This window comes from Lentzea aerocolonigenes, assembly GCF_000974445.1.
Lineage (GTDB): Bacteria > Actinomycetota > Actinomycetes > Mycobacteriales > Pseudonocardiaceae > Lentzea > Lentzea aerocolonigenes.
The window spans coordinates 71,905-94,879 of the sequence record NZ_BBOJ01000005.1 but is presented as its reverse complement, the minus strand read 5'-3'; the positions used below and the strand labels follow the sequence as shown (position 1 = coordinate 94,879).

Annotated in this window: 19 protein-coding genes; 8 read left to right on the top strand and 11 right to left on the bottom strand. The window is 68.9% G+C overall.

Features of this window, described 5'->3' with window-relative positions:
* The 3 genes from AOM45_RS11140 to AOM45_RS11130 all read right to left on the bottom strand — a co-directional run bounded on the left by AOM45_RS11140 (position 1) and on the right by AOM45_RS11130 (position 2,559).
* Positions 1-1,119 carry an NAD(P)/FAD-dependent oxidoreductase gene (locus AOM45_RS11140; RefSeq protein WP_030467460.1) on the bottom strand — a complete coding sequence of 373 codons (1,119 nt, stop codon included), beginning with the start codon at positions 1,117-1,119 and terminating at the stop codon, positions 1-3.
* An 81-nt stretch (positions 1,120-1,200) separates the two neighbouring features.
* A complete protein-coding gene (gene sigJ, locus AOM45_RS11135) occupies positions 1,201-2,127 on the bottom strand; it encodes an RNA polymerase sigma factor SigJ (protein ID WP_082157633.1) in 927 nt (308 codons plus the stop codon).
* 12 nt (positions 2,128-2,139) lie between these two features.
* The gene (locus AOM45_RS11130; RefSeq protein WP_030467462.1) at positions 2,140-2,559 is read right to left on the bottom strand and encodes a DUF2000 domain-containing protein; all 420 of its coding nucleotides are present in this window, start codon (positions 2,557-2,559) and stop codon (positions 2,140-2,142) included.
* Positions 2,560-2,588: 29 nt separating this feature from the next.
* On the opposite strand from AOM45_RS11130, the gene AOM45_RS11125 reads away from it, so the two are divergent.
* Both AOM45_RS11125 and AOM45_RS11120 read left to right on the top strand, forming a co-directional pair.
* The gene (locus AOM45_RS11125) at positions 2,589-3,350 is read left to right on the top strand and encodes an AraC family transcriptional regulator (protein ID WP_030467463.1); all 762 of its coding nucleotides are present in this window, start codon (positions 2,589-2,591) and stop codon (positions 3,348-3,350) included.
* A 4-nt stretch (positions 3,351-3,354) separates the two neighbouring features.
* A complete protein-coding gene (locus tag AOM45_RS11120) occupies positions 3,355-5,952 on the top strand; it encodes an ATP-binding protein (RefSeq protein WP_051783285.1) in 2,598 nt (865 codons plus the stop codon).
* On the opposite strand, the gene AOM45_RS11115 is transcribed toward AOM45_RS11120, so the two are convergent.
* The 3 genes from AOM45_RS11115 to AOM45_RS11105 are packed head-to-tail and all read right to left on the bottom strand — an operon-like array spanning position 5,921 to position 8,332.
* Complete coding sequence (locus AOM45_RS11115; protein WP_030467465.1) at positions 5,921-6,943, bottom strand: FAD-dependent monooxygenase; 1,023 nt, start codon at positions 6,941-6,943, stop codon at positions 5,921-5,923. The genes AOM45_RS11120 and AOM45_RS11115 overlap by 32 nt on opposite strands.
* 35 nt (positions 6,944-6,978) lie before the next feature.
* Positions 6,979-7,569: a DUF305 domain-containing protein gene (locus tag AOM45_RS11110; RefSeq protein WP_051783287.1), complete on the bottom strand. Its 591-nt coding sequence runs from the start codon at positions 7,567-7,569 to the stop codon at positions 6,979-6,981.
* Positions 7,570-7,585: 16 nt separating this feature from the next.
* Entirely contained in the window at positions 7,586-8,332 is a 747-nt protein-coding gene (locus AOM45_RS11105; protein ID WP_051783289.1) for a lytic polysaccharide monooxygenase, read from the bottom strand.
* Between the two features lie 268 nt (positions 8,333-8,600).
* Between AOM45_RS11105 and AOM45_RS11100 the strand changes: the two genes are divergently transcribed.
* The 3 genes from AOM45_RS11100 to pip all read left to right on the top strand — a co-directional run bounded on the left by AOM45_RS11100 (position 8,601) and on the right by pip (position 10,759).
* Positions 8,601-9,083, top strand: a complete 483-nt coding sequence (locus tag AOM45_RS11100) for a hypothetical protein (protein WP_030467468.1) — start codon at positions 8,601-8,603, stop codon at positions 9,081-9,083.
* 55 nt (positions 9,084-9,138) lie between these two features.
* The gene (locus tag AOM45_RS11095) at positions 9,139-9,684 is read left to right on the top strand and encodes a DUF305 domain-containing protein (RefSeq protein ID WP_030467469.1); all 546 of its coding nucleotides are present in this window, start codon (positions 9,139-9,141) and stop codon (positions 9,682-9,684) included.
* A gap of 127 nt (positions 9,685-9,811) precedes the next feature.
* Positions 9,812-10,759: a prolyl aminopeptidase gene (pip, locus tag AOM45_RS11090; protein ID WP_030467470.1), complete on the top strand. Its 948-nt coding sequence runs from the start codon at positions 9,812-9,814 to the stop codon at positions 10,757-10,759.
* Here the strand turns inward: pip and AOM45_RS11085 are convergent.
* The 3 genes from AOM45_RS11085 to AOM45_RS11075 are packed head-to-tail and all read right to left on the bottom strand — an operon-like array spanning position 10,756 to position 16,484.
* Positions 10,756-12,306 carry a tannase/feruloyl esterase family alpha/beta hydrolase gene (locus tag AOM45_RS11085; protein ID WP_030467471.1) on the bottom strand — a complete coding sequence of 517 codons (1,551 nt, stop codon included), beginning with the start codon at positions 12,304-12,306 and terminating at the stop codon, positions 10,756-10,758. The genes pip and AOM45_RS11085 overlap by 4 nt on opposite strands.
* A gap of 47 nt (positions 12,307-12,353) precedes the next feature.
* Complete coding sequence (locus AOM45_RS11080; RefSeq protein WP_030467472.1) at positions 12,354-14,327, bottom strand: APC family permease; 1,974 nt, start codon at positions 14,325-14,327, stop codon at positions 12,354-12,356.
* 27 nt (positions 14,328-14,354) lie between these two features.
* Positions 14,355-16,484: a bifunctional diguanylate cyclase/phosphohydrolase gene (locus tag AOM45_RS11075; protein ID WP_236703298.1), complete on the bottom strand. Its 2,130-nt coding sequence runs from the start codon at positions 16,482-16,484 to the stop codon at positions 14,355-14,357.
* Positions 16,485-16,922: 438 nt separating this feature from the next.
* Between AOM45_RS11075 and AOM45_RS11070 the strand changes: the two genes are divergently transcribed.
* Entirely contained in the window at positions 16,923-19,595 is a 2,673-nt protein-coding gene (locus AOM45_RS11070; protein WP_162185653.1) for an AfsR/SARP family transcriptional regulator, read from the top strand.
* On the opposite strand, the gene AOM45_RS11065 is transcribed toward AOM45_RS11070, so the two are convergent.
* Positions 19,596-20,462, bottom strand: coding sequence for a M23 family metallopeptidase (locus tag AOM45_RS11065; protein WP_030467475.1), 867 nt, complete (start codon positions 20,460-20,462; stop codon positions 19,596-19,598). It abuts the gene before it with no gap.
* Positions 20,463-20,476: 14 nt separating this feature from the next.
* A complete protein-coding gene (locus AOM45_RS11060) occupies positions 20,477-21,367 on the bottom strand; it encodes a C40 family peptidase (protein ID WP_030467476.1) in 891 nt (296 codons plus the stop codon).
* Between the two features lie 249 nt (positions 21,368-21,616).
* On the opposite strand from AOM45_RS11060, the gene AOM45_RS11055 reads away from it, so the two are divergent.
* Both AOM45_RS11055 and AOM45_RS11050 read left to right on the top strand, forming a co-directional pair.
* Positions 21,617-22,270, top strand: a complete 654-nt coding sequence (locus AOM45_RS11055) for a DUF2306 domain-containing protein (RefSeq protein WP_030467477.1) — start codon at positions 21,617-21,619, stop codon at positions 22,268-22,270.
* A 27-nt stretch (positions 22,271-22,297) separates the two neighbouring features.
* A complete protein-coding gene (locus AOM45_RS11050; protein WP_035910122.1) occupies positions 22,298-22,939 on the top strand; it encodes a peptidylprolyl isomerase in 642 nt (213 codons plus the stop codon).
* Positions 22,940-22,975: the final 36 nt, after the last annotated feature.

The following is a 22,975-nucleotide window of genomic DNA, read 5'->3' as shown; positions in this document are numbered from 1 at the left end:
TTAGAGCGCGGATTCGAGCACTGCGCTGGCCGTGGTGACCCGCCGCCGACGCGACGGCATCATCACCGTCGGGTGCGAGACGCTCCAGGCTGCGCTCCTGCAGATGAGCTCCTTGACCCGCACGGCCATCTTGCCGGTGAGAGCGGACGGCTTGGGCTGGTCGTCAGGGGTCACCCACTGCACCAGGGCGTCACTGCGGCCGAGGCTGATGCACTGCCCGCTGTACCCGATCTTGTTCTCCGGGACCTCGCGGCCCGTCAGGCGCGCGGCGATGGCGTCGGCTGCCAGGTGCGCCGTCGGAACGCCCGAGGCGCACGACATCCGCAACGGCTGACCGCTCCCACCGACGGCGAACGCGGCGTCGCCCACGGCGTACACGTCCGGGTGCGAGACGGACCGCATGGTCTCGTCCACCACGATCTGACCGGACGGCGAGACCTCCAGGGTCGTGGCGGCGGCGATCGGGTGGACCGCGAACCCCGCCGTCCACACCGTCACGTCGGCGTCGAGCGCGCCACCGTCGGTGTGGACGTGCACGGTGATGCCGAGCCGGTCGAACACGGTGCGCAGGTGCTGCCGGGCCTTCTCGCTCAGCCAGTCGCCGAGGTCGCCACGGGTGGCGAGCGAGACGTCGAGGTCCGGCCTGGCTTCGGCGATCTCGGTGGCCGCCTCGATGCCGGTGAGACCGCCACCGACGACGAGCACGGTCGCGCCGGCGCCGAGTTCCTCCAGCCGTGCGCGCAGCCGCAGTGCGGACTGCTTGCCCGCGATGTTGTGGGCGTGCTCGGGAACGTCCGCGGCGGTGCTGCCGAGGGCGTAGACGAGCGTGTCGTAGGCGATGTCGCCGTCGTCGGTGCTCACGATCTTGCGTTCGGCGTCGACGGCGGCGACCCGTGCCACGCGCACCCGCACGCCGGTATTCGCGAAGACGTCGGCCAGCTTGCGGACCTTCAGGTCCTGGCCGGTCGCGAGCTGGTGCAGGCGCACCCGCTCGACGAACTCCGCGTCGGCGTTGACGAGGGTGATCTCGGTGTCGGCGGGGTGCAGTCGCCTGGCGAGGCGGCCTGCCGCGTTGGCTCCGGCGTATCCGGCCCCGAGAACGACGATGCGGTGCTTCATGGTTTCGCTCCTGTCTGGCTGGTGTCGAAACCTGAACCGGACAGCGGCGCGAAACCTGACAGGAGCTGGCTGTGAGCTGGGTCACCAGTCCGCGGGGAGTGGTTCTCCGCGGTCGATCGTGGCCCACTGCCGCGTGGCGTGGTCGAGTTTGGCCGGGTTGGCCTGGGTGTGGACGGCCGTGATGCCGTCGGTGGTCACTTCGAGGGTGATGACGACGAAGACCCGCTCACCGACCACGAGCACCAGCGCGGGGACTCCGTTGACGATCTCGGCGAAGAACTCGAGACGGCCGCCGACCAGCCCCCGCTTGTCCTCGTCGGGGGTGAACAGGGTGCGCAGGAACCTCGCGATCTTCAGCGCACCAGTGATCGGCTTCGGCAGGCTGACGAACACGCCACCCGCGTCGCCCGCGCTGATCGCGTCGTCGGCGAGCAGCTTCACGAGCGAGTCGGTGTTGCCGCTGAGCGCCGCCGCGAGGAACTCCTCGACGATCTTGCGCGCACCGGCCGCGTCCACCTCCACGCGCGTGCGGCCGGTGGCGAGGTGCTGCTTGGCGCGCCGGTAGATCTGCTGGCAGTTCGCCTCGGTGAGGTCGAGGATCTCGGCGATCTCGCCGTGCGCGTAACCGAACGCTTCACGCAGCACGTACACGACTCGTTCGTTGGCCGAGAGCCGTTCCATCAGCGTGAGCATCGCGATCGAGACGGATTCGCGCTGCTCGACCGTCTCGGACGGCCCGAGCATGCGGTCACCCGCGAAGACGGGCTCCGGCAGCCACTGGCCCACGTAGGTCTCGCGCCTGGCCCGCGCCGACGTGAGCCGGTTGAGGCAGAGGTTGGTGAGCACCTTCGTCAGCCACGCCTCCGGCACCTCGACGACGTCGTGGTCGGCGGCCTGCCAGCGCAGGTACGTGTCCTGCACCGCGTCTTCCGCGTCGGCCGCCGAACCCAGCAGCCGGTACGCGATCGCCTCCAGCCGCGGCCTGGACTCCTCGAACAGGGCGAGCATGATCAGAGTCAATCACGGATGCATGCGCGCGCCCTTGAAGATTTTGTCGACGGCGTTCTTCTGCCCGTGCACCGCAATGCCGACGAGGTCCAGGTCCTGCGTGTGCACCTTGCGGACAGCAGCGCGGTTGTCGTCGTCGTTGCCGGTCGCGAACAGGTCGGCGGTGAAGATCGCCATAGGCTGGTTGCGGTTCAACGCGCGCTCGTGCGCCTTCTTGAGCAACGCCTGGCCACCCTGCAACACCACCACCGGCTGGCCGAACATCGGCAGGTAGTTCACGTCGTCGGCGTCGATGTACGGCTCGCCCCTGAGCTCGTCGGGCAGGCCGCTGACGAGGAAGGCGACGACGTTCAGCGCCTGCCAGCCGGCCAGGTCGTCCCGCAGCAACACAGCGATCTTGGTGTCGAACATGAGGTCCACGATCGCGGGCATCACACTCACGGGTCTTGTACGTTTTTGACATGAGCACGGCCGCCTGGCGACCGGCGGTGGAAGGCATCAGGGAGGTCTTCCACGCCTCCTTCACCACGCACGTCTACCCCACGCACACGCACGACGCGTGGACGTTGATGCTGCTCGACACGGGTGCCGTGCGCTACGAACTGGACCGTCACGAGCACGGCGCTCTCGTGCACGGCGTCACGCTGTTGCCGCCGCACGTGCCGCACGACGGACGGTCCGCGTACCCGACCGGCTTCCACAAGCGCGTGCTCTACCTCGACGACTCGGTGCTGCCGTCCGGTCTGATCGGCAAGGCCGTCGACACCCCGATGCTCGTCGACCCGCTGCTGCGTCAGCGCGTGCACCAGCTGCACCTGGCGCTGGACGAGCCGTTCGAGGCGTCGAGCCGGCTGGCGTTGATCACCGAACGCCTCACGCACCACTTCGCGGGCACCGAACCGGCCGTGCACGCGGATCCGACGCTCGCCGACCGGCTGCGGCAGCTGCTGGACGCGTCACTTCCGGGCGGGATCTCGCTGGCCGAGGCGTCCGACCTGCTGCAGACCAGCCAGACGCACCTGGTGCGGGCGTTCAGCAGGCAGTTCGGGTTGCCGCCGCACCGGTACCTGACCGGGCGCCGGGTGGATCTCGCCCGCGGGTACCTCGTGGAGGGACGGCCGGCGGCGGAAGCGGCGGTGCTGGCCGGGTTCCACGACCAGTCGCACCTCACGCGCCATTTTCGCCGTGTCCTGGGTACGAGTCCCGGACGGTTCGTACGCTGACGTCGTGCACGTCGGCATTCTCGGGCCCGTTGAGGCGCATTCCCCGGACGGCAAGGTCGCGGTGGGTGGGCCACGTCCGCGCACCCTGCTCGCGATGCTGGCGATGCGGGTGGGTGAGATCGTCCCGCTCGACCGGTTGATCGACGAACTCTACGGCGCCCAGCCGCCGTCCGACGCCGCGAACGCCTTGCAGGGCCAGGTCTCGCGGTTGCGCAGGGCGCTCGGACGGGCCGAGCTGATCGAGTTCCACCCCGCCGGGTACCGCCTGGCACTCGAACCGGACCAGGTCGACGCCTGCCGGTTCGCCACGCTCGTCACCGAAGGCCGGCAGGCCCTGGAGCAGGGTGACGCTCAGGCGGCGGAATCCCTTTTGTCCGAAGCACTTCAGCTCTGGCGGGGTCCGGCACTCGCCGACGTCGACGCCGCGGATCACGCGACCCGGCTCGAACAGCAGCGGTCCTCGGCGGTGAGCTCGCTGATCGCCGCGCGCCTGCGTCTCGGCAAGGCCGACGTGCAGGAGATCCAGGACCTGGTGCGGCAGAACCCTCTGGACGAACGCCTGCGCGGTTTTCTGATGCAGGCGCTGAACCAGCAGGGCCGGCAAGCCGAGGCGCTCCAGGCGTTCGAGGACGCGCGAGCGCTGCTGGCCGACGAGCTCGGCACCGACCCGTCATCCGAGCTGCGCGCCATCCACGTCCAGGTCCTGCGCGGCCAGTCCCAGCGGGAGCTCCCGGCGCAGCTCACCAGTTTCATTGGCAGACAAGAGGAACTGCGACGGATCGCCACGCTGACCGCCAGACTGGTCACGCTGACCGGCCCCGGCGGCGCGGGCAAGACCAGGCTCGCCCTGCAGAGCGCCGGCGCGGGCGCGATCTTCGTCGACCTGGCGCCCGTGAAGGACGTCGCGGCGGCCGCGTTGCAGGCGTTGGGGCTCAAGGAAACCGTGCTGTCACCGGAAGACCGGCTGACTCTGGCGTTGCGCGAGCGCGACACCGTGCTGATCCTGGACAACTGCGAACACGTGATCGTGCAGGCAGCCCAGCTGGCACAGCACCTGTTGAGCACGTGTCCCTCGTTGCGGATCCTGGCCACGAGCCGCGAACCGCTGGGCATCACGGGCGAGACGCTGTGCCCGGTGCCGCCGCTCGATCCCGAGCAGAGCGTGGCGCTGTTCGTCGACCGCGCACGGCTGGTGAACCCGGCGTTCGTGCGGGACCAGCACACCACCGACATCTGCCGGGAGCTGGACGGGCTCCCGCTCGCGATCGAACTCGCCGCCGCGCGCACGCGAGCGTTGACGACCGAGGAGATCGCGGACCGGCTGAACGACCGCTTCCGCCTGCTCACCAAGGGAAACCGCGCCGCCGCACCACGCCACCAGACGCTGCGCGCGGTCGTGGAGTGGAGCTGGGACCTGCTGTCCGAGGACGAACGCGACCTGGCCGCGTCGCTCGCCACCTTCAGCGGTGGCGCGACGCTGGAGGCCGTGGAGCAGGTGGGCCGGCACGACGTCGAGGTGCTGGACGCGTTGGTGGACAAGTCGTTGGTGGAGGCCGCGGACGGCCGCTACCGCATGCTGGAGACCATCCGCGAGTTCTGCTCGGAGCACAAACGCGTCGACGCGGAGCACGCCGCGTACTTCCTCGCCCTCGCCCGGCGCGCGGATCCCGAGCTGCGGCAACGCAACCAGGTGCGGTGGTTCGCCCGGCTGACCGCGGAGCACGCGAACTTCCTGCAGGCCGTCGAGTGGGCGACCGAGCACGATCCGGAGCTGGCGCTGCGGCTGGTCTCCGCACTGTCGTGGTACTGGTACCTGAAGGGCAGCCGCACGGAAGTTCGCGGCATGGCAGAGAAACTCGTCGCACGAGTACCGGAACAGTCCACAGAGGAGTACGCGATCCTGCTCTCCTTGGCCGCCCCGGAGCGCGTGCAGAGCAAGCTGGCGGAACTGCGCGGCCCGATCAAGCAACCGTTCGTGCTCATCGCGTGGGCCATGCTCGCCGGCCCTCCCGAGCCCGACGCACCGCGCACCGAGCTGCAGGACGAGGTGGAGCGCAGTGACGACCCGTGGATCAAGGGCCTGGTCGGTTTCAGCAACGCCTACCTCGGCTGGGCGACGGACGGCGACCGGGCGGCGGCGATCCAGCACTGCCGCTCGGCGCTCCGGTACTTCCAGGACCTGGGCGAACGCTGGGGCGCGGCGCAGATCCTGGACCTGCTGGCCACCCTCACCGAAGACCCGCACGAGGCTCTGGCGCTGACCGACGAGGCTCTGCTGGCCGTGGGTGAGCTGGGGGCCGTGGAGGAGCTCGCCGAGCTGCGCGGGCGACGGGCCGACCGGTTGCTCGACCTCGACCCCGACCAGGCCGAACGCGAGTACCTGCAGGCGTTGGACCTGGCGACGCGGGCGGGGCTGTCCGCGACGCGGGCGCTCGCGAACACCGGCCTGGCCAAGATCGCCCAGCGCAGGGGCGATCCGGCCAGGGCCGAACAGCTGCTGCGGGAGGCGCAACGCGAGCTCGGTTTCGGGTGGATGCACGCCGCGGCCAAGCAGCACGTCGAAGAGGCGCTCAGCGAACTGGCGCGTAGTCGGGAAGTTTGATCGCGGTCGCCGCCCGCATGTCCATCCGCGCGACCATCGGCATCTTCGGCAGCAACCCGAACATCCTGTCGCGCGCCCACATTCCGAGCCGGGTCGCCGGCGCGAGGAACATCCCCGGATTGCCCTGGGATCCGCGTGCGTACGGCCCGATCAGTGCTTCGTACCGGGCGAAGGCGTCACCTCCCGCCGCCATCTCACCCGCCAGCACGTAGGCCGAGACGACCGCGAGCCCGGTTCCCATGCCTCCCAGCGTGGAGCCGTACCCGGCGTCCCCGATCAACGTCACGCGTCCCGAGCTGACCGACGGCATCCGGACCTGGCTGATCGAGTCGAAGTAGACGCCCGGCGCGATGACCTCGAACGGCATGAGCTCCGGCGGCACCGAGGACTTGTACATCAGCCACCCCGGCGCGCTCACCACTCCCGGCGAGCACGTCAGGTCCCTGTCGTCACCGTCGGCGTCCCAGATCGCGAAGTAGTAGCCCTGGAACTTCGGCCGGTACGAGGGGAACACCAGCCGCCGCACCCCCGACCGCATCCCGTCCGCGCCGATCACGAAGTCGAACCGGCGGGACGGGCCACGCGCGAACGTCACGTCGACACCGCGGCCGTCGTCGTGCAGCGACGTGATCCAGTCGCCGAACACGTACTCCGCGTCCGCTGCACTGTGCTCGTGCAGCAGCCGTGACAGGTCGCCGCGGGGGATCTCGACCTCCCCGGCGGTGAACGACGCGGGCAGCCGTGCCCGTTCGCGTCCGTCGACACCGCGGAACACCATGTCCCGCGGTGAGGTCCGCGCGGCCAGCACCGCGTCGAGCACGCCCATCCGCCGCAGCACGGACAGGTGCACTTCGCCGCGGAAGTCCACGGCCTGACCACCGCTGCGCAACGACGGCGCCCGCTCCACGACCGTTGGCGAGAAGCCGAAGCGCGACAACCAGAAGGCCAGCGCGGGCCCGGCGATGCCCGCTCCCGAGATCAAAACGTCCATGACGGGAAGGGAACGCCGGGCCGCTGACCGAACGCCTACGGTTCGCTGATGATCTTCAAGATCTGCGAGACCTGGCCCTGCCGGGTGCTGACGACCCGCTCCGCGTAGGCCGCGGTCTCCGGGTTCTGGCCGTCCTTCTTCGCCGCGAGCGCCATCTCCACCGCCGCACCCTGGTGCCCGGCCATCAGGTTGAGGAACGTCAGGTCGAACTCGGCGCCGTTCTTCTCTTTCGTGCCGTCGATGACCTTGTCGTCGAGCAACGGCTGGCCGCCGTGCGCGGCGTGCAGGTCCGCACCGCCGCTCTCAGACTTGCCCCACAGCTTCAACCAGGACTTCAGCGTGGCGAGTTCCTCCCGCTGGGTCGTGTTGATCGCACCCGCGAGGTTCTTCGCCTCCTGCCTGGTGGCCTTCGCCAGCGCCACCTGGGAGAGGCTGATGCCGAGCTGCAGGTGGTCCACCATCATCTGCACGAACGTCACGTCCGCGTCGTTGAACCTCGCGCTGGCGGCGGGAACGGGTGGTGCGGCGGTGCTGGCACCGTGCCCGTGGGCTCCTTGGCCCTCCGGCACGATCGCCTCTCCGCCGCACCCCGCCAGCGCCAGGACCGCGGCCGCAATCGCGATCACCGAGCGCCTCATCGGATCAGATCCGCTCCCACAACGCGGCCACGTTCGGCGGCTCCCAGCCGACGAGTGACGTGTGCGCCTGACGGCAGCGGTAGGACACACCGTCGTAGGTGACCGTCGCACCGGTCGCGTACGCGGTGTTCGGCGCCCACGTGCCACCAACGGGAGGTTGGTTCGTCGTGGTCGTGGTCGTGGTCGTCGGAGGAGGAGTGGTCGTCGTGGTGGTGGGAGGGTTCGTCGGGCCGCCACCGATGTTGATGTCGATGCACGAGTAGAACGCGTTCACCGTGTCGCCGATGTTCCACACGGCGCGCAGCTTCTGGCGACCGGTGAACCCGCCCAGGTTGATCGAGTGGGAGGTCGGGTTGTTCGGCTGCTGGTTGTTGCCGGCGACGAAGCCGACGCGCGTGTTGCCGATGAAGTACTCGTAGTCGCGCGTGGCGTGCCGGGCGGTGAAGGTCCAGGTCACCGTCATGGTGCTGCCGACGTTGGTGACCTTCCAGCCCTTGTTGTCGTCGTTGAGCACCTCGAAGTCCTGGCGGGTGCCACCACTGCAGGTCGTTTGACCCTTGGGACCTTCCGCACTCTGCGGTTCGTAACGGGGACCGGTGGGGCCGCAGTCGAGGACGCCTGCCGCACACTGCGCGGCACGACTGGCCGGCGACGACACGTAACCGTGCGCGCTGGCCGAACCGACCGGCGTGATGAGCACGAGTGCTGGGATCGCGGCCGTGACCAGCGCCGCTTTTCGGGTGAGTTTCATCGTCCGAACTCCTTGGATCGTTCCCAGGCGGGGTGAGCCCCGTGCAGGGGTGGGAACCGGGAGCGCTCTGGATCGCTCGCCGATCAAGTTTCGGTGTGGTCTAGACCATAAACCTGAGTTCGGAAAGCGGTCAAGCAGTCACGGACCGTGGACCGGAAATCGGTGTCCGTCAACAAGTCCACGCACACGAGGTGGTCCTGTTCGCACCGGACCACCCGGCCGCAGTGGTACTGGGTGCAAACCACGACCAGGCCGGGTAACCCGTGCCATGCGCGATTTCGATGAGCCCACCAGGGCGACCGGGCCCGGCGTCGTCGTCGACGGACCCGCCGGATCCCCCACGGTCCTCGTGATCGATCCAGCCGGTGAGGCCGTGCACGACGAGATTCCGGCGACCTGGCGCGAGCTGACGGACCGGATGCGAATCGTGTGGCTGCGCGTGCCTGCCGCACCCGGCTGGCAGTCCACTGTGGACACCGTGCTGACCAGGCACCGGAACGAGACCCAGCCGGTGCTCGACGTGGTCTCGAGCGGCCCGATCGCGGCCGACGTGATCGACCTCGTGCGCCGCCACGAGGACCTGGTCCGCTCGGTCCTGCTGGTCGACCCGGAGGTCGACGTCGACGAACCGTTCGCACGGGTCGTCGCCCGCAGCCACGACACGCCGGACGACCGCGTCCCGGCGCCGCTGCCGCTCGGCCACCCCGAGGTGGTGTTCAGCGTCGTGAAGGCCCTCGACGAACTGAGCTGAACCGGACACATCGGCCACCCGTATGCCTCGTCAGGGAACCGTGACGGGAGGCTTCATGCGTGCGCGTCTGCTCGTAATCGTGCTGGGACTACTGGCGCTCGTCGGCTGTTCGACAGTCGGCGGCAGCGGCGGCTCGAACGAGCCGGCCGCCAACGAAGCGGACGCGAAGTTCTCGTTGCAGATGATCCCTCACCACCGGCAGACGATCGACATCGCCAAGGTCGCGATGGAGAGGTCCAAGGACCAGTTCGTCGTCGACATCGCCGACAAGATCGCCACCGCCGAGGCGGGCGAGATCGAACAGATGGCCACCTACCTGCGCAGCTGGAACATCCAGGTGCCCGGCGAGGACGCGAACGCCACGCACAAGATGGCGGGCATGATGACCGCCAAGGACGTGGAGGGCATCAAGGCCGCCCAGGGCAAGCAGTTCGACGAGCTGTTCCTCGCCGCCCTCTCGCGGCACCTGCGCAGCGGTGTCGACATGGCCAAGAAGGCCCAGGCCGAGGGCGTGCACGTGGGCTCGAAGGCGCTCGCCGGGAAGATCGTCGTGTCGCAGTCAGAGGTCATCGACCAGATCGCGGCCAAGAAGAAGGCCTGACCCCCAGCTCGATGAACGGCGCCTTCATCCACGTGACGTGGATGAAGGCGCCGTTCATCCATATCGGAGGCCTCGCGGGGCCGGGAAATGAGCGGCACCGCTCACCCCGCCTGAATACGCTCGCCGCATGTACCCACAGGTGGAGCCCTACGACCAGGGCATGCTCGACGTAGGCGACGGCCAGCTCATCCACTGGGAAGTCAGCGGCAACCCCGACGGCAAACCCGCCTGCGTCTTCCACGGCGGCCCCGGATCCGGCTCGAACCCGCGATGGCGCGAGGACTTCGACCCCGACCACTGGAAACTCGTGTTGTGGGACCAACGCGGGGCGGGCAGGAGCACCCCGCCCGTCAGCGACCCGGCCACGAGCACGGAGCACAACACCACCCAGCACCTGATCGACGACGCGGAGAAGCTCCGCGAGCACCTCGGCATCGACAAGTGGCTGCTGATCGGCGGGTCCTGGGGCTCGACCCTGATCCTCGCCTACGCGATCCAGCACCCCGACCGGGTCAGCGAGATCATCATCCCCGCCGTCACCACCTCCCGCCCGGAAGAGCACGCGTGGATCACCCGCGGCCTGGGCCTGTTCTACCCGGACTACTTCGACGCGTTCCGCGACGGCGTTCCCGAGGAAGACCGCGACGGCAATCTCGCCCTGGCTTACAACAAACTGCTCAACTCACCGGACCCCGCCGTCCGTGAGAAAGCGGCGTGGGACTGGAGCAAGTGGGACCTGTCCACGATCACCGGTGGCGACAACAACTTCGAGGGCACCCGGTACGAGGATCCGGTGATGCGCTACCAACTGGCGCGGACCGTCACGCACTACTGGGGCAACGAGGCGTTCCTCGAACCGAACTACATCTTCGACAACCTCGACAAGCTCAAGGGCATCCCCGCCGTGCTGATCCACGGCCGCAACGACTTCGGCGGACCGCTGTACACGGCGTGGGAGGTCGCGAAGAGGTGGCCGGACGCCGAGCTCGTCATTCTGAACGACGCCGGCCACGTCATCATGGAGGGCAACAGCCTGGACAAGGCCATCTCTGCCGCCGTTGAGAAGTTCCGCTAAGGGGCAACGGGTCCGGGCCGGTAGTGCAGATCCTCACCGGCCCACCTGATCCGGTCGTGGAACCCGAACCCGGGCGCCGCAACGAAGTTCGCCGCGTCGTCCACCGATCCCGAACCGTCGTACCTGGCGCGCAACGGATACGGGAACACCGGACGCGTGCGGACGACGTTGCCCGCCTGGTCCCGGCCGGACGCGATGACCCGGAACGGCGCCCTGCCGCCCTCGACCCACGACACGAGCTCGCGGAACGGGTCGAACTCCGTCAGGGTGTCGCCGCCGGCGCAGTGCCACATCGACGGCACGACGAAGAGCCTGGCCCAGTCCGGCGTCCTGCCGCCGGTGAGGCGCTGCCAGTAGTCGAGCGTGCCCTCGAACGGGATGCCCTGGTCACCGGCGCCGTGCCAGATGATGAGCTTGCCGCCGGAACGCCGGAACTCGCGCAGGTCCAGCGACAACGCGTTCGCCTTCACGGTTTCCGGCACCAGCCGCCGGAACTCGCGCACCGTGAACTCGAACGTCGCGAGCGACGAGTGCGGCTGCCCGATCGGGTAGACGAGGTGCTTCAACGCGTTGTCCGCGAGCCCGGCCGCGATCGCCTGGCCGAACTCCGGCGTCGGGTTGAGCCAGAACGTCCACGAGATCTCGGAACCGTAGGCCTGGCCGCCGGGATACAGCCGCGTGCCCCGGTCGGACGGCCCGGCGTAGAGCCGCCGGACGCGGGCGATCTCGTCATCGGTCAGCTGGCCCGCGAGCGTTGCGGGATCGAACTTGCACAGGCGCGGGTCGTCGATCTGCCCGTCCACCAACCCGTCGAGCCCGTCGCAGGCCTGCATCACCGCGCCGTGCAACAGGAAGATCTTGTCGTTCGGGATGGCGTTGCGCGCGATCCACGCCTGGTAGCCGATCAGCGCGGTGTAGTAGGCAGCGGGCGCCGCCGCGATGATGCCGTCGAAGTCGTGCGGATACCGCTGGGCCAGCAGCAGTGCCTCGCGGCCGCCGTTGGAACAGCCGCTGAAGTACGACGTCTTGGGCGCCTTGCCGTAGAAGACGGAGATGATGTGCTTGGAGACCTTCGACAACGCGTGTGGTGCGCGAAAGAAGAGGTCGTCGCGGGCCTTCTGGTTGTTCGCGGCCCAGGTCGTGTCGAACCCGTTCTCCAGCGAGACCTGGTGCCCGTCGTCGGTCGCGGCCACCGCCGCGTCACCGAAGGAGGGCCCGCAGCCCTGCGGGAAGTCCGGATCGTCGATGATCCCGCAGAATCCGCCACAGCCGTACTGGAGGTAGCGGCCCTGGTAGGTGCGGGTCGGCAGCTTCAGCTGGAACCCGATGTTCGGTTCGATCGTGCCGCGCACGTCGCAGAACTCCGTGGCACCGGAGACGACCGCCGCCGACCTGACCTGCGTGCGGGCGGCCGGAACGTCGAACGAGCGCACCAGATCGGCGCACGAACGCACCGGCCTGGGTCTGGATTCGCTTGCGACAGCAGGACCAATCCCCGCCCCGACCGTCGCGAGCACGACGAACGAGACCAGCAACTTGCGGAGCATGTGGCGTCCTTCCCCCTGTAGTCGGACGTACAGGGGGAGTCTTCCAGCTAACCGACGTGCACGCGTGGGCGCCGAGACGGATCCGCCTCGGCCGAGCGGATGATTTCGCGTACGACCGGAGGAGTATCGCCGCGGCCGAGGATCAGGTAGCGGAAGAGGTGGCCCAGCGGGTTTCCTTCCGACCACTCGAAGTGCGCGTGCGGGATCACGCCGGTGGAGTCGCGCAACGCCAGCAGGATCGCCGCGATCGCGTTCGGTGCGGCAGGAGCGGAAGCGCGCAGGACGCGGTGCCCGTCGACCTCGACACCCCGCACGCACAGCACGTGGCTGAACGACGACGGGTCGACGATGTCGATCTCCAGGAAGAGGACGTCCGCGGTGCCGGGCACCGGGTTGATGCCGCGCTGCTCGAACTCCTTCTCGTCGTACTCGTCCTTGTCACCGGCCTGGCGGCGGTTCGCGATCAGCGTGATCCGGTTGTCGTAGGAGATGGTGTCGGTGATGAACTTCCGCGCGGTCTCGTCGAACTTGATCTTGTCGACGCGCAGTTCGGTGGTGCGCGAGATGCGGGAGATCAACGAGATCACCACGATGCCGATGATGAAGCCGAAGGAGATCGTGATGCCGTCCGGCTTCTCGATCACGTTCTCCACCAGCGCGTACACCAGCACCAGCGTCAGCACGATGAAGCCGATCGTCGCGCCGCGCTGCTTCTTGCGCCACGCGGACACCGTCACCGCGAACGACCCGGAGACCATCATCGCGAGGATTCCGGTGGCGTACGCGCCGGCCTGCGCGTTGACGTCGGCCTTGAAGATGATCGTGATGATGATGCAGATGACCGTGTAGACGATCACCACGGGACGGACCGCGCGACCCCATTCCGGTGCCATGCCGTAGGACGGCAGGTACCGCGGCACGATGTTGATCAGGCCCGCCATCGCCGACGCACCCGCGAACCACAGGATCAGGATGCTGCTGATGTCGTAGACCGTGCCGAACACCTCACCGAGCAGCTCGTGCGCGAGGTAGGCGAGCGCACGACCGTTCGCGGGGCCACCCGGCGCGAACTTGTCCTGCGGCACCAGCACGGTGGTGATGAACGACGTCGCGATCAGGTACACCGACATGATCAGCGCGGCGGTGGTGAGCAGCTTGCGGGTGTTGCGCACCCGGCTCTCCATCCGCTCCTGGGCGGTCTTCCCGTCCGCGGCGACCAGCGGCATCATGCTGACGCCGGTCTCGAAGCCGGACAAACCGAGCACCAGCAGCGGGAACGCCAGAATCGCCGGGCCGATCACCCCGAAGACGCCGTTGCCGTGCGCTCCCAGCGCGGCGATCCAGCGGTCGAGAGCGTCCGGCGTCGCGAAGACGTCCACCATGCCCACCACGGCCACGACGGCGTTCAGGGCCAGGAACACCGCGACCAGCGGGATCGCGACGCCCACGGCCTCGCTGAAGCCCAGCAGGAACACGCCGCCGAGGATCAGCAGCAGCACGATCGTCAACGCCATCTCGTACCCGTGCAGCGACTGGGGCACGTACGGGTTCTCCAGCGCGTGCACCGAGGCGTCGGCGGCGGAAAGGGTGATCGTGATGATCCACGACGTCGCGACGAACCCGAGCAGCACCAGCACGAAGATCTTGCCGCGCCAGAACGGCAGCAGGTCCTCCAGCATCGCGACCGAGCCCTGGCCGTTCGGGCTCTCCTTCGCCACCCGCCGGTACATCGGCAGCATGCCGAGCAACGTCAGCGCGACGATGAGCAACGTCGCGAGCGGCGACAACGCGCCGGCCGCCAGAGCCGCGATGCCCGGCAGGTACGACAGCGTGGAGAAGTAGTCGACGCCGGTGAGCGTCATGACCTTCCACCACGCGTGCGGCTTCGCGTGGGAGTCGTGGCTCTCCGGGCCCGAGGGCGCCACCCGGTCCGCGAGCAGCCACCTCCCCAGCGGCCCTCCCGGTGGTGCCGGTCGTTCCGGACTCGGCACCTCAGCGGGAATGGCGTACTCCGTGCTCATGGCGCAGAGCATGCCATCACCCGGTGATCAAGGCCGGAAGTCCGCCGGGAATCCAGCCTCCTGAACGGACAATCCGGACGGACGCAACATTCCGATCGTCCCCTGGGTGTGCAGATCGAGGAACATGTCCACGACGTCCGGATCGAACTGTTCGCCCCGTCCCGCCCACAGTTCGCGCCGAGCGCGGTTCTCGTCCAGTGCGGTCTGATGTGGACGATTTGACCGCATCGCGGCCCAAGCCACGCATACGGACAAAATCCTCGCTTCCGCACGGATGTCCGCGCCGCGCAGCCCGTCCGGGTACCCGCTGCCGTCGTAACGCTCGTGCTGCTGCCTGATGACGTGCGCCACACCCGCGAACCCCGGCACCATCCTCGCGAGCCGGTAGCCGAAGTCCGGGTGCTGGCGCAGCAGCCGCCATTCCTCCTCGGTGAGCGCGCCGGGCTTGGTGAGCACCACCTCGGGAATGATGATCTTGCCGATGTCGTGCAGGCGCCCGGCGAGCTGCGCCACCCTGGTCGTCGGCGCGTCGAGCCCGAACTCCCCCGCGGCCACGCCCGCCCAACGCGACACCGAACGGCTGTGGTCGTAGCGGTGCAGCCAGCCGTCCACCCGGTCGGCGACCTGGCAGAGGAACTCCGCCATCGCGCCGTCGGTGTCGGGGTCGACCGCGGGCAACGGCTCGGGGCCGACCGCGATCCTGTTGCGCCCGGCCGCCTTCGCCGCGTACAGCGCGCGGTCCGCGATCACCACGATGTCGTCGGGGCCGTCGCCGTGCGTCGGGAAGCTCGCCGACCCGACCGAGACCGTGACGGACAACGGGATGTCGTCGTTGCCCGCGTTGACGGGGATCGGCTTCTCCGCGACGCGTTCCCGCAGCCGGTTCGCGATCACGGACAGCCTGCCGGGACCCGCGTCCGGGACCAGGAGCGCGAACTCCTCGCCGCCGTAGCGCGCGAGCACCTCACCGGACCTCGACGCCGCGCGCAGCCGTGCCGCGACCTCCATCAGCACGTCGTCGCCTGCCGGGTGGCCGTAGTTGTCGTTGATCGACTTGAAGCGGTCGACGTCGATGATGAACACCGCGACCGAGCCCTCGTTGCGGCGGGCGCGAGCTATCTCCAACGGCAGTTGCGCTTCGAAGAACCTGCGGGTGTGCAATCCGGTGAGGCTGTCGGTGATCGCGAGCTTGCGCTGGTCCGCCACGAGCCCCGCGAGCCTGGCGATGATCAGCAACGACAGCAGCGCGCTGCCCATCGCGATCACCAGCACGTCCTGCGACGACTGACCGACGTCGTGGATCAGCATCAGCACCGGCGCGGCGAGCGCGGCCGACGACAGCGCGATGATCCGGCCGCGGCTCAGGCCGACGTCCTTGACGTGCGCGCGGTCGACGAGCCGCGCCATCGTCGGGTGCAGCGCGGCGGCGCCCATGCACAGGTTGGCCGACAGCCAGATGGCGTCGAGGAAGTTGCCGGCGTGGTAGCTGCCGTCCAGCCGCTGCAGCACGTAGATTGTGTCGGCGGTCAGGATTCCCAGCAGGTTCGCCGTCAGCAGGACGAACGCGCGGGGCCGCGGCCCCGCGCCGAAGATCAGGCGCAACGCCACCACGAAGAGCGCGAGATCCATCATCGGATAGCCGAGCGAGGCGATTTTCACCAGAGCGGGCGACGTGAGCCGCGCCTGCGGGCCGATCACGTACAACCACGACGCCATGCCCGCCACCATCGCGAGCACCGCGGCGTCCAGCAGGCTCGGCAGGTCGAGTCCCGGTGTGCGACGGCGGATCAGCAGGATCACGCCCGTCACCATCAACGGGTAATGCCCCAGGTAGAAGATGTCCGCGAGCGACGGGTAAACCGTGTACTGGAAGACGTAGTGCGATGTGTAGAACGTGAGGTCCGCGATCGCGTAAACGACCTGGCTGAGCGCGAGGAACACCCACGGCCGCCTCCATTGGGGACGGTTGCGCTTGACACCTGTGAATGTCGCGATGGCAGCCGAGGCGCTGATCGTGCAGTAGAGCACCACCCGCACCGTTTGTCCCGTTGTCCCCGCAGGGCTGACCGGAATCAGGTAGTAGACACCCAGCAGCAGATGACCTGCCACCAGGTACATCCACCACGCTCCGGTACGGCCGGCACGGAAGATGGTCACACGAGACCCCTCGTTCTACGACTTGGTCGAGCCAGGTGATGATGCCCGACTTGGGATGATCGCGGCACCGCCGTTACTCCAATGAGGTGACCCACTAATACGGACGCTACCGCAAATCACTGTTCTGTTTTCGCTGTGTCGCCGTTCCTCCCGCGCGTGTTGCCCCCGAACGATTTTTGCACGACTTTTCGCTGCTCGACGGCGATTCGCACACCTCGTGCCACCGGGAGCGCTTCCACGCTCGCGCCTTCGACCTGTTGGCGGACACCCGGGGCGCATCCAGAACATTTCTGATCCGTTGGTCAGACGGTCCGAGTTCATGTCGCATGTCATCGCCGCGCTCTTTCCACCCGAAGTTTGCACACCCGGTCACGAGTCGCGGGTCCGTCCACTGTGGATGCGGTGAGAGCGGGTGATCAACGGACTATCGTGGAGGCCGTGGACGGCGTTCGGTTCGGGGTGCTTGGGCCGCTGCTCGTCACGCACGGGCGGCGGGACGTGCGCATTCCCGCAGGCCAGCCGCGCCAGGTCCTCGTTCTGCTGCTCCTGCACGCCGGCCAGACCGTGAGCGTCGACCACCTGATGTCGATCCTGTGGGACGGCGATCCGCCCGTCAGTGCGCGCAAGGCCGTCCAGGTGCACGTCTCGCAGCTCAGGAGGGCGTTGAAGGACCTTCCGGGGGTGTCGCTGGAGTGGTCGCACCAGGGGTACCGGCTCGACATCCCCGACCGGTCGCTCGACCTGCAGCTCTTCCGGGACGCGCGGGACCCCGACGAGGCGCTGAGCCACTGGCGCGGGCCGGCGCTGGTCGAGCTGACCACCAACACCCAGTTCGCGAACCAGCTGGAGGAGGAGCGGCTCGCAGCGATCGAGCGCCGCGTCGACAAGGCGCTCAAGGACGGCCGCCACCACGAAGTGATCGGCGAGCTGACCGGGTACGTCACGCAGCACCCGACGCGGGAACGGTTGCGGGGCGCCCTCATGGTGGCGCTGCACCGCGGCGGACGGCAGGCGGACGCGCTCAGGACGTACGACGAGGGCAGGCGGCTGCTCGCCGACGAGCTCGGGCTCGATCCCGGCCAGGAGCTCAAGGACCTGCACGCGGCGATCCTGCAGGGCGACATCCCGGCCGTGCCGCGCGAGCTGCCGAAGGCGCCGGAACCGTTCGTCGGGCGCCGCGCGGAGATCGAGCTGATCACGGGCACGTCCGAGCACGTGATCGCCGTGCACGGACCGGGAGGGCAGGGCAAGAGCGCACTGGCCACCGCGGCCGCGCACGCGATGGCCGCCCGCTTCCCCGACGGGCAGCTGTACGTGGACCTGCACGGCGCCACGCCGGGCCGCGCGCCGCTCTCCCCCGCCGAGGTGATCAGACGGTTCCTGCGCGCGCTCGGCACACCACCGCTCGCGGTGCCCACCGACACCTCCGAGGCCGCGGCGCTCTACCGGTCGACCCTCGCGCGGCGCGAGGTGCTGATCCTGCTGGACAACGCGGTGGACGCGGCGCAGGTCGGTCCGCTGCTGCCGGGCGACGCCGGTTCGACGGTGCTGATCACGAGCCGGCGCATGCTGGCCACGCTCAGCGCGCGGCACGTGCGGCTCGGCCCGTTGCCGGAGGACGACGCGATCAAGCTCCTGGGCGACGACAGCGAGGCGGCCAGGCAGGTCGCGAGGGCGTGCGACCACCTGCCGCTGGCCCTGACGATCGCGGCCGCGCGGCTGCGTTCGAGGCCGGACTGGACGACCGCGACGTTCGCGAGGAGGCTCGCGGACCAGCGGCACCGGCTGGACGAGCTGAACTTCGACGACCTCGGCGTGCGGTCGAGCTTCCAGCTGGGCTTCGAGGGCCTGAACGCGGGCTCCACCAGGGCGTTCACGTTGTTGTGCTGCCTCAACGTGCCCACCGTGAGCGAGCAGGCCGCGCGGGCGTTGCTCGGGCAGGACGACGTCGACCGCGCGCTGGACCCGTTGGTGGACGCCAAGCTCGTGGAACCGTGCGGCCCCGAGCGGTACCGGGTGCACGACCTGCTCAGGCTGTTCGGCGCCGAGCACGTGAACGACGAGAAGCACGACGCCCTCACCCGCGCGCTCACGCAGTACCGCGAGACTTTGGCCGCGGCACTGCGAAAGCTGCGCCCGCACGCGTACGGCGCGCTCACGAACACCGACCCCCGGCAGGACATCGACGAGCCGTTGCAGTGGCTGACGGAGGAGGCCGAGAACCTCCTCGCGGCGGCCCGATCGACCGTGGCGGAACCGGGACTCGCGGAGCACGCCCTGGCGATCGCGCACATGCTGTACCCGCACCTGTTCAAACAGGACAGAGTCGCCGACCTGATCGAACTGGGCCGCATCGCGCACGAGGCGGCGCAGACCATCGGCACCTCGCAGGCCGCGGAGACCGCACTTCTGGTGCGGTCGGCCGCGAACCGCAGGATCGGCGAGTTCGCCACGGCCCGCGCCCAGCTGGAAGAAGTCCTCGAAGCACGCGCCGACGACCCGTTCGGCCGAGGCCGTGCGCTCACCGGCATCGGCACGATCCAACGCGAGACGGGTGAGCTCGACGCGGCCGAGAAAACGCTGCGGCAGGCCATCGTGCTCACCGCGGACCACGGACCCGCTGGCGCACAACGGGTTCCGCTCTCGGCGCTGGCCCAGGTCCACCAGGTGGCCGGTGCCTACGACGAGGCGCTCCTGGCCGCGGTGGAGAGTTTGCGGCACGCCCGTGCACACCAGGACGCCGCGGGAACGGCGTATGCGCTGGCCTCACAGGGACAGGCGCTGTTCAAGCTCGGCCGGTTGGACGAGGCCGAGGCGGCGCTGGGCGAGTGCATCGAGCTGTGCCGGGTGACGGGCGAGCACAACGACGAGTGGCAGGCGTTGCTGTGCCGGGCGAAAGTTCTTCTGGCTCAAGGGAAGCCGACTGAGGCGAGGCAGGACGCCGAGCGCTGTCTGGAGATCACGAGCGCTCGCGGCGACCGCTACGGCGAGGGTGTCGCGCACCTCGTGCTGGCCGAGGCAGGACGGTACAAGCACGCGGACCGGGCGGCCGAACTGCTCGGCACACCCGGTCTGCGGAGGGACAACCTGTTGGACAGTCTGGTCAGCTGATCAGTCGCAGTGCTCGAAACCACTGGTGTAGCTGGAGGAACCGACCATGCCGCCCCACTTCACGCACTTGTCGGCGGCCTTCTTCTTCACCGGACCGGCGTAGTAGCCGTACTCGTCGCGGTCGGTCGTGCGGGCCGAACCCTGCACCTCGAGGAACGCGCCGACGTCGGTCGCCGTGCCGATCTTCGTCGTCTTGATCGCCACCACGCAGTTGTACCCGTTGGAAGCGTTGTACAGCAGGGAAACGCGGGCACCGACGACGTTGGCGCCGTCGATCACCTTGTAGCCGTCGCCGCACGCCTCTTCCGGCGTGTACGGGTTGGTGGAGCCACCGCCGCCGCAGTTGTTGCTCTTGTAGCTCCGCGCGCCGTAGTAGTGCACCTGGGCGCCGTTCAGGACGACTCGCTTGGGGTCACCGTCCTTGAGCTGTTCGAAGTGCAGGTGCGGGCCGCTCGAGTTGCCGGTGTTGCCGACGTTGCCGATCTTCTGGCCCTGCGAGACGCTCTGGCCGACCGAGACGCTCTGCACGGACAGGTGGGCGTAGCGGGTGGTCCAGCCGCTGCCGTGGTCGATCTCGATCCAGCGGCCGTAGCTCTCGTTGCCGCGGTTCTCGACCCGCTTGACCTTGCCCGCCGCGGACGCGACGACCACGTCGCCCTGGGCGTCGGCGCGGCTGAAATCGATGGCCTCCAACGGGTTGTGCGGGTGGGTGTCGTTCGGACCGCGGGTCTGACCGGTCCACGTCTGTCCACACGGGAACGGCATCTGCCAGTTGGTCGCGGCGGAGGCCTGCGGGCCACCGACCACGAGCACGCCCAGGCCGATCGCCAGGCCCGCCACCGCGGACAGCACTCTCTTGACGCTCATGGACTTCCCCTCGTTCACCCGAAGATCCGGCGGACCTCGGAATACGGCGTTCCGTGGCTGTTCAGCTCGCTGATCCGGACGCTCCTGCCGTCACGCGGCGGCGCGGCCTCCAGGATCTTGTTGTCGCCCAGGTAGAGCGCGACGTGCGTGGTCGCGTCCTCGTCGTTGTCCGAACGTCCCCAGAACACGAGGTCGCCCGGCTTGCGATCGGCCATCGCCACCGCGCGGCCCTTGACGTTCTGCGCGCCGGTCCACGCACCGATGTCGACGCCGGCGCCCTTCCAGAACGCGTAGAGCGTCAGTCCGGAGCAGTCGAAGCCGAGGCGGTGGTAGTCATCGCCCTGCGACGGGTCGTTGTCCGGGTAGTGGTGGACGCCGTACGACGCCCCGCCCTTGCCGCCCGCACCCCACGAGTAGAGGAATCCCTTGCCGATCTGGGACTTCGCGGTGTCGATCACCCGTTGGACCTTCTCGGCGTTGGTGCCGGTCGCCGGACCCGCCGGACCGTTGCTGCGGCCGTGGACCGCGTTGCCGGGCGGTGCCTGGCCGGGTTCGATGCCGTCGGTGCCGCAACGCGGCAGGTCCTGCACGAACCCGTCGGTGCCGGTCTTGACGTAGTTGTCGGGCACCCACAGGTTGTCGGTGGTGAAGTCCCAGATCTTCTTGCCGCCGTACTCGGGACCGGTGTCCTGGCAGACGACGTCGACCTTCTCGCCCTTGAGGTACATGTCGGCCACGCGCTTCTGACCTACGGGCACGCCGGGGTCCTTGACGGTGCGGCCGTCGAGGGCGGTCGTGGCGGTGAACGTGCGGACCTCCGCCTGGGCCGTGCCGGTGCTCACCAGCGGCACGAGCACGGCCAAGGCGGTGACCGCGGTCAACGCGGACTTGCGGAGGTTCAGCACCTCCGGTCCGTCGCTCTCGGGTCAGACATGCTGCTCCCTCTTCGAACTGCTTGTGCGGCAAGGAAAGTCAGTCGGTGATGTAGCCGGTCACGGCGAGCCCCCTCGGGTTGCCGGGCGGCCCCGGCTCCATGGCCCTGACACTGCTGATGCGCACTCACAGCGACCTGACAGCTGCTGTCAGCGAGGTGTCAGAAGGCCACGTCAGCGATCGGTGCGTGATCGGTAAGCGGCGCCGCAGAAGCTGCGTTCATGACGTGGTTGCGCAAGCCTTGGGTGGGCCCGTTGGCCTTTGTGGTGGTGGCGTTCGTTGCGTTCTCGCTGCCGCCGTATCTGACCGGTGACCGCGTGCAGGCACGGGTGCAGTCGGACTGGGGGCCGCACTACCCCCTGCTCGTGGTGCACGTCGTCTGCGCGTCGATCGCGATCCTGACGTGCGTCGTGCAGATCTGGCCGTGGTTCCGCGGCCGCTTCCCCGCGTGGCACCGCCGGATCGGCCGCGTGTACGTGGTGGCAGGCGTGCTGCCAGCCGGTCTGGCCGGGCTGATCATCGGCTGGATGACCCCGTTCGGCCCGGTCGCTCAGGTGAGCAACGTGCTGTTGGCCGCGCTGTGGCTGACGTTCACGTGGCTGGCGTGGCGTGCGGCGAGGCAACGACAGTTCCGCGACCACCGCAAGTGGATGATCCGCAGCTTCGCCCTGACCGTCTCGATCATCACCAACCGGATCTGGGGCGTGCTCGCGTTCCTGCTGCTGGCCGACCACGTGCCGGAGGCGGACCTGCCGACCACGATCGCGGGGATCTCGACGTGGACGGGCTGGACGATCCCGCTGCTGATCTCGCAGTGGTGGCTGGAACGCAAGCCGCGGCGCCGTGCCGTGCAGCGAGAAACCGTTCCCGCGTGAGGCCCGCGACGACTACGGTCAGTTCGCATGAGGCTACTGCTCGCTGTCCTGATGATGGTCGTCCTCGCCCCGGTCGCCTCCGCGGCACCGGCCATCCCACCGACCGCGAAGTGCGAGTTCATCCCCACGCCCGAGAACCCGGCGGCCCGCCCGGTCCAGCCACCGCCCGCGGTGGTGCCCGCGCGCGGCACCGTGAAGGTCACCATCGTGACGAACTACGGCGTGGTCGCCGCCGACCTCGACCGCGCCAACGCCCCGTGCGGCGTGGCGAACTTCGCGCACCTGGCCCGGAGCTGGTTCTACACGATGACGCAGTGCTGGCGCCTGACCGACACCACGCGCCTGGGCGTGCTGCAGTGCGGCGACATCTACCGGGCGGAGGAGGGCGGCCCCGGCTACCGGTTCGCCGACGAGGTCACCGGCAAGGAGACCTACCCGCGCGGCACGATCGCGTACGGCAACCAGGGACCGGGCACCAACGGCAGCGAGTTCTTCATCGTGCACTCGTTCGCCAACATCCGGCCCGTGTACACGGTGATGGGCCACGTCACGTTCGGCATGGACACCTTGGACCGCATCGTGAAGGCCGGGATCGTGCCTCAGCCGGACGGAACGCTGGACGGCGCACCGAAGAAGCCGGTCAGGATCCTGCACGTGCTGGCGCACTGATCGAACGGCCGCACTGATGGGCTGAGTTAGTGTGTC